We start from the raw sequence: 6,997 nt of genomic DNA, 5'->3' as shown, positions 1-6,997 counted from the left end.
CCATTTTTGGAAGACTAGCAAGTGGTAACTGTTCGATCTCTGAGTTTGAAATAGGGATTATAGATTACCCACGTTTCTTTACACCTAATGCAGATGGTTTTCACGATACGTGGAATATTATAGGGCTGGGGGTGGATCCTAACTTGAATGCGAAGATCTTTATCTTTGATAGATACGGGAAGCTCTTAAAACAGCTGAGTCCTACAAGCCCAGGATGGGACGGAACCTTTAATGGCCAACCGATGCCGAGTAACGACTACTGGTTTAGAGTAGAGTTTACAGAGGTAGATGACTTAGGGACACAGAGAACCGTTAATGGGCACTTTACGTTGAAGCGTTAAGAAACATATGAAATCGATTATAAAAAGCTCTTAGTATCTAATACTGAGAGCTTTTTTAGTTATGGTATGAGGTGTAAATTATAATCTAGTCGCGGCGTAGTCTGATTGTTGTGATACTGATTTGGCAATGTGCGATTAAAGTTAGTAACGTTTAATTACCTGCGTGAGGGATAGTAGTGGTTACCCTGCAGTGTTGTGGAGCGATAGTGTAGCATCACGAAGCGTATGAACGTATAGCCCGGTCACTATACTTGAAGAATGAAATGATGAAAGAATAGGGGCACGCCCTAGTAGAAAGAAAGAGATTATCTAAAAAGTTCCCAATCTAATTTTACTGAAAACACGTTAGAATATATCGCAGCGCTCTGATCACCTATGTCTGTGAGTGCATAATCTACGTGAATACCTTTGTACTTAAAACCTACGCCTATATTAGGCTGGAAGCCCACTGTTGTACTATTATCTAGTGCTGTGAGTTCTTGAAAATTACCTACACCCGCTCGCACGTAAACCAGCTCTGCATAACCAAATTCAAGGCCTAGGGCAGGAGTGGCACTTACAGACGAGCTAGAGATAATATCATTAGTTTGAGTAAATCTAAAATTCATATCCAGTTCTGCTCTTAAGGAGTAGTCGTAATGGAAAATCCACTGTCTTCCCATACCTATTTGAAGTTTTGGGATGGTGATTTCTGTTTTTTCTGGAAGTTCTTGATTTTGCCCTTCTACGGCATCGCTTATGGTAGCAAACTGCTCTTCATCTATGCTCCACGCATTTACGGTAGTGGTAATATCACGCGCCATAAGTCCAAAATCCCAGTCGCCTCTCTTAAATTGTAATCCTACATCAAGACCAAAACCCCAACTATTTGCAAAGTCACCTATCACACGACGTACCACCTTTGCATTCACCCCTAGATTTAAACCATCTAGTGGCAGCGCGCGTGCATAAGAGACTGTAAAGGCATAGTCTGCAGTAGAAAATAAGCTTATACGATTGTAATCTATATTACCTTGATCGTCTATGAGCTGTGTGGTGTTTAAAATATCGTCTACCCCAAACCTTATGATAGAAATACCTACGGCACTTTTATCATCTAGTGGTTTTGCAAAGCCTATGTAGTCGTAGTTTGCAATGTTTGCAAAGTAAGAAGCGTGCATTAATGAGATCTGGTTATCTTCTAGATTCACTAGCCCTGCAGGATTCCAGTAGCCCGCATTTACATCGCTTGTGCTTGCCACAACCGCATTACTCATACCAAGAGCGGCAGCGTCTACACCAATATTTAAAAACTCATTTGAGTAAGAACGTACCGCTTGAGAAGCAGCAGTCATTGTAATAAGTATAGATAGTATGGTAAGCGATTTTTTCAATAGCAGGATTTGTGAGACAAATATCTCACTTTTAGTACACATTGTAAACAATAAAACCGTCTAGATATTGCCTGTAGTCACATTAGTATAGATATCTTCCCTATTTTTACCGAAAATTATAAAATGTCTATAAAGAGTTACGTACCTAATGCCATCACAATGGGCAATCTTTTAAGCGGTTGTGTCGCAGTCGTATTTGCCGTAAATGACAGGCTTGAACTTGCAGCAATATTTGTAGCTCTTGGGATTTTCTTTGATTTTTTTGACGGATTTTTTGCGCGTATTCTTAATGCCTCTAGTGAGGTAGGATTGCAACTAGACTCACTGGCAGATATGGTGACAAGCGGTGTAGTGCCTGGTGTGGTAATGTATCAACTGCTAGAAGATGCAAGCGGTATTCCTTGGGGAGCGGCACTAGAAGAGCAGCACTTTCACTTAGGGTATATAGGCTTTGCAATAACGATGGCTTCGGCATATAGGTTGGCAAAATTTAATGTAGACGATCGCCAGACTAATTCTTTTATAGGACTTCCTACGCCTGCAAATACCTTATTTATACTAAGCTTGCCGCTTATATTAATGTTTGAGGAGTACGCTTTCGCGAAAGCGTTATTAGAAAACCCATACGTCCTTATAGTACTTACCGCATTAAGTTGTTTTATGCTCAATGCAGAACTTCCTTTATTTGCATTGAAGTTCAAAAACTGGTCTTTTGGCCAAAATAAAGTGCGCTACTTATTCTTACTTGCAAGTGTATTACTACTGGTGTTCTTTCAATTTTTAGGAGTTCCTCTTATTATTATCTTATACATTCTTCTTTCCTTAGTTTTTAAGGAGCAATCATAGGTCTAGCTTATTTCAAGCTATTATCTTTGTGAAAAATTTGAACACAATGGATAATCAAGAAATAAGAAATCTCGAGCCAAAAGCACTCTGGAATAAATTTGCCGATCTTAATGCCGTACCACGACCTTCTAAAAAGGAGGAGCGTGTGATTGCGTTTATGAAAGATTTTGGGACTAAGCTTGGCCTAGAAACGATAGAGGATGAAGTAGGGAATGTGATCATAAGAAAACCAGCTACTGCAGGTCACGAAGATAAAAAGATGATTGTGATGCAGTCACACCTTGATATGGTGCATCAAAAAAATAATGATACCGAGTTTGATTTTGACAATCAAGGTATTGAGATGTATGTAGATGGTGACTGGGTACGTGCAAAAGGCACAACACTAGGAGCAGATAATGGTCTTGGAGTGGCGACCATAATGGCTGTGCTTGAAAGTACTACCATAGAGCACCCTGCTATTGAGGCGCTTTTTACAATAGATGAAGAGACTGGGATGACAGGAGCAATGGGGCTTAAAGGAGGAATACTTAAAGGCGATATCTTGCTTAATCTAGATACAGAAGAAGATGATGAGATAGGTGTAGGTTGTGCAGGTGGTGTAGATATCACGGCAACACGTACCTATACAGAAGAGGGACTGGATGACGGTCTTGTAGGTTATGAAGTGAAAGTGGCAGGTCTTAATGGAGGTCACTCTGGGATGGATATTATAAAAGGCCTAGGTAATGCAAATAAGATGATGAACCGTCTCTTATACAATGCCGCAGAAAATTTTGAAATACGTATATCTAGTATAGATGGCGGTAGTTTACGTAACGCGATACCAAGAGAAAGCGTAGCTGTCATAGCTGTAGATGAAAATCAGAAAGCTGCTTTTGAAGCAGATTTTACAGATATGGCGGCAGCAATACACGGTGAGTATGCTTCACTAGAAAAAGAGTTAGAGCTTTCGATCAAGCAAATAGATCTAGATGATAATGTGATGAGTCTTGAGTCACAAGCACAGTTCCTTAAAGCTATATATGCGGCACATAATGGTGTGTACAGGATGAGTCCAGATATAGCAGACCTGGTAGAGACCTCAAATAATATAGCAAGAGTTATCGTAAAAGATGGAAGTATAAAAATAGGATGTCTTACTCGCTCATCTGTAGATAGCTCTAAAGATGATCTTGCAAATACACTTACGGCTACTTTTGAGCTTGCAGGTTTTGATGTAGCACTCTCTGGAGATTATCCAGGATGGGCACCTAATATGGATAGTGCCATTTTAAAAGTGCTTGAAGCAAAGTATAAAGAAATAAATAATGAAGCTCCACACGTGGCTGCTTGTCACGCAGGATTAGAGTGTGGTATTTTAGGTCAAAACTATCCTGAGATGGATATGATATCTTTTGGGCCTACTATAAAAGGAGCACACTCTCCAGATGAGAGAGCAAGTATCTCAAGTGCTCAGAAGTACTGGGATTTTGTTATTAAGATTTTAAAAGATATACCGGTGGCTTAGTAAGTTACTTGTGTTTATTCATAAAAAAAGGGAGTCATTATTATGACTCCCTTTTTTATGCTCGTAAGATTTGCGCTTACTTAACAATTTCTAATAATTCTATTTCAAAAACTAAGTCAGACTTAGGAGGGATAGCTCCTGGGTAACCTTGCTCTCCGTATCCTAAGTGGTAAGGGATGAACAATGTTGCTTTGTCACCTACAGACATCATCTGGAGTCCTTCTTTAAAACCAGCTATAAGTCTAGCCTCAGGGCTGTATAGTGTTTCTAAAGGATTGTATTGTCCTACAGCTTTACGGCGCTCGTCTAGTTTATTATTTTTCTCTGCAATTTCTGCACTACTAGTGTCAAAAAGTTCTCCCGTTGTAAAATACCCAGCGTACTCGACTTTTACTTTTTGACCTGTATTAGGTTGTACACCTCTTCCTTTTTTATCAAAGAAGATGGCAAGACCGCTTGGTAAATTTTCTGCCTTGTCTCTTTTTGCAAAGATTTCGGTTTTCTTACCTGCAAATTGTTTTGCACGTTCTTCGGCTTCTGCCTTTTTTCTCTCTTCAAAAGCAGCTAGCTCTTTTGTAAATGTCTCTGCAGCGTTATAATTTTTTACAGCGCTACCTTTACGTATGATATTTACTTGTTGGATATAAACAGAGTCTTTTGGTTTTCCGGCTCTTGGATCAGTCATAGGTACATCAGCAATAGCATCTATTACTTTAAGACCATCTACTACCTGCCCCCATACAGTATGACAGCTTACACGTGGGTTCTCACAGTTTTTAAGATCACCATTTGCATCATACCCATCAAGGTGTGGTGTCGCTTTATGAGTGATAAAAAACTGACTACCGTTTGTGCCGTAGCCAGAGTTTGCCATAGAGAGTGTCCCTACAGAGTCGTGACGACGCTCTGGAGATAACTCGTCAAAAAATTTGTAACCTGGCCCACCAGAACCTGTTCCTTGTGGGTCACCACCTTGTATCATAAAGTCCTTAATAATTCTATGAAAGGTAAGACCATTGTAAAAAGGCTTCCCAGCATAAGCACTATCTACTAGAGGGTGTGTACCCTCTGCTAGTGCAACAAAATTTGCCACAGTAGCTGGAGCATCTTCATAATAAAGCTCTGCAACGATGGTTCCCTTATCTGTTACAATCTCTGCATACAGACCATCGTTTAGATCTGGATACTTGTCGTTGCAAGAGAAAAGTGATAAAATGACTGCAATAAATAACATACCTGTTTTTTTCATTGTTAATGATTTACTTAATCGTTTGATTGGTTTTTAATTTCTAGCAAAGTAACGGTACTACGTACCGGTGTATTGCTGGGCACTCTGTTTTCAACACCATAATAGCCATAAGCTTTATGGCTAGGAAAAAGAAAAGTTACTGTCTCTCCTTCTTTCATAAGTTTAAGACCCTCTCTTATACCAGAAATGAGGTCTTGATTGCTTTGGTCTATTTGAGTAACCGTATTACCTATCTCTTCTTGAGATACAAGTACCTTGCCATTTATAGCGGCAATATCGTAATTAAATAATACGAGGTCTCCTACCTGAGGTGTAGGTTTTGATAAGGTGTCTTTTTGTACGTATGTATACCAAAAACCACTAGCCGAACTTTGATAATCATTTATGCTATCAGACTCAATAACTTTTTTTAAAGCTTTTTCTTCTTGAGCAACACGTTCTATATTACGGGTGATGGTTTTTGTCTTAACATAAGACCCAGATTTTTGAGTAACTGGCCTTCTTGCTACAGTTTCAGAACAAGAGATGGTAAGCAGCGCTATACAAAGTATTACAAATATGTATCTCATTATGTTAACTGTTCTTTATACGTAGGTAATAATGCTTTAAACTGCGCTACGGTTTCTTCAAGAGATTCATCACTTTTACCTCCCGCTGCATTTGTATGTCCTCCACCGTGGTAATGTGCTCTTGCAAGTTCATTTACAGAAAAATCACCTTTAGAACGCAGTGACATTTTAATGATACGATCTGCTTTATTTTCTATAAATATAACGGCAAATATAATGCCCTCTAGTGAAAGACAATAATTTACAAACCCCTCCGTATCTCCTTTTTGAAATTTATGATCATCTAGTTCCTTTTGTGATATGGTGATGTATGCCGTGCGATATTCACGTAAGACTACAAGATTGCTTAGTGCAACGCCCAGTAGTTGTAGTCTAGACTCACTATTAGTGTCATAAATGTTTTGATGTATCTGGTCATTATTTGCTCCTTTCTTAATAAGAGCAGCAATTACCTCGTGCGTTGTAGCTGTGGTAGACGGAAATCTAAAAGATCCCGTATCTGTCATAATACCTGTATATAGACAGCTCGCCATATCTGCAGTAATGACATCCTCATCGCCTAGTGATTTTATAAAGTGATATACCATCTCACAGGTACTACTCATACTTGTGTCACTATAGGTTACTGCCGCATAAGTATCTGGCTGCTGGTGATGGTCTATCATTATAAAGGGAGCACTTACTTTATCTAGTTCTGCCTCAAGGTCGCCTGCACGAGAGAAGTGGTTAAAATCTAGCGTAAAAATAAGATCTGCTGTTGTGATAGCTTTTCTCGCATTGCCTGTATTTGAGGTATAAAATAATACATCACTATCTCCCGGAAGCCATTTTAAAAAATGTGGATACTCGTTAGGAGCAACGACTACAGCCTCGTGTCCCTTTTTATTAAGGTATGCTGCAAGAGCAAGCGTGCTTCCCATTGCATCTCCATCTGGGTTTTTGTGGGGTATAATGGCAATTTTTTTTGAGCTAGAAAGTAACTCTTTTGTGGTTGTGATTTGCGTAGGATTCATAGATAGCGAAGATACAATTTCTCTTGTGCTTGTTTTCGGCTTGTGATTAATTATTTGGGATTTTAGGTAGTCGTAAACTTAATATTGTGATAACAT

General features: G+C 39.2%; 7 protein-coding genes. 3 read left to right on the top strand and 4 right to left on the bottom strand.

The genetic code is table 11. The features are described from left to right. On the top strand, positions 1–341 hold a 341-nt coding region (locus ACFO5T_RS11180), incomplete at its 5' end, for a T9SS type B sorting domain-containing protein (RefSeq protein ID WP_380034421.1). A gap of 305 nt (positions 342–646) precedes the next feature. Here ACFO5T_RS11180 and ACFO5T_RS11175 read toward each other — a convergent pair. After that, positions 647–1,714 (bottom strand): putative type IX sorting system protein PorV2, encoded by a 1,068-nt coding sequence (locus tag ACFO5T_RS11175; RefSeq protein ID WP_380034419.1) that lies wholly within the window; start codon positions 1,712–1,714, stop codon positions 647–649. A gap of 123 nt (positions 1,715–1,837) precedes the next feature. Here ACFO5T_RS11175 and ACFO5T_RS11170 point away from each other — a divergent pair, with 123 nt between their 5' ends. Beyond that, on the top strand, positions 1,838–2,560 hold the full coding sequence (locus tag ACFO5T_RS11170) for a CDP-alcohol phosphatidyltransferase family protein (protein WP_380034417.1): 723 nt from the start codon (positions 1,838–1,840) through the stop codon (positions 2,558–2,560). A 46-nt stretch (positions 2,561–2,606) separates the two neighbouring features. Next, positions 2,607–4,070, top strand: a complete 1,464-nt coding sequence (locus ACFO5T_RS11165) for an aminoacyl-histidine dipeptidase (protein WP_380034415.1) — start codon at positions 2,607–2,609, stop codon at positions 4,068–4,070. 76 nt (positions 4,071–4,146) lie between these two features. Here ACFO5T_RS11165 and ACFO5T_RS11160 read toward each other — a convergent pair whose 3' ends face one another. The 3 genes from ACFO5T_RS11160 to ACFO5T_RS11150 are packed head-to-tail and all read right to left on the bottom strand — an operon-like array spanning position 4,147 to position 6,901. After that, positions 4,147–5,319, bottom strand: coding sequence for a peptidylprolyl isomerase (locus tag ACFO5T_RS11160; RefSeq protein ID WP_380034413.1), 1,173 nt, complete (start codon positions 5,317–5,319; stop codon positions 4,147–4,149). Positions 5,320–5,333: 14 nt separating this feature from the next. Beyond that, on the bottom strand, positions 5,334–5,888 hold the full coding sequence (gldI, locus tag ACFO5T_RS11155) for a gliding motility-associated peptidyl-prolyl isomerase GldI (RefSeq protein WP_380034411.1): 555 nt from the start codon (positions 5,886–5,888) through the stop codon (positions 5,334–5,336). Then, entirely contained in the window at positions 5,888–6,901 is a 1,014-nt protein-coding gene (locus ACFO5T_RS11150; protein WP_380034409.1) for a DHH family phosphoesterase, read from the bottom strand. Before ACFO5T_RS11150 ends, gldI begins: the two co-directional genes overlap by 1 nt. Between the last annotated feature and the right edge of the window lie 96 nt (positions 6,902–6,997).

Source organism: Dokdonia genika (assembly GCF_042652845.1).
Lineage (GTDB): Bacteria > Bacteroidota > Bacteroidia > Flavobacteriales > Flavobacteriaceae > Dokdonia > Dokdonia donghaensis.
The sequence above is the reverse complement of the archived record's forward strand: the minus strand, read 5'-3'. Positions and strand labels throughout refer to the sequence as shown.

Coding starts and splice junctions, on each gene's coding strand:
- ACFO5T_RS11170 (WP_380034417.1), top strand. CDS start 1,838: ATGTCTATAAAGAGTTACGTACCTAATGCCATCACAATGGGCAATCTT.
- ACFO5T_RS11165 (WP_380034415.1), top strand. CDS start 2,607: ATGGATAATCAAGAAATAAGAAATCTCGAGCCAAAAGCACTCTGGAAT.
- ACFO5T_RS11160 (WP_380034413.1), bottom strand. CDS start 5,319: ATGAAAAAAACAGGTATGTTATTTATTGCAGTCATTTTATCACTTTTC.
- gldI (WP_380034411.1), bottom strand. CDS start 5,888: ATGAGATACATATTTGTAATACTTTGTATAGCGCTGCTTACCATCTCT.
- ACFO5T_RS11150 (WP_380034409.1), bottom strand. CDS start 6,901: ATGAATCCTACGCAAATCACAACCACAAAAGAGTTACTTTCTAGCTCA.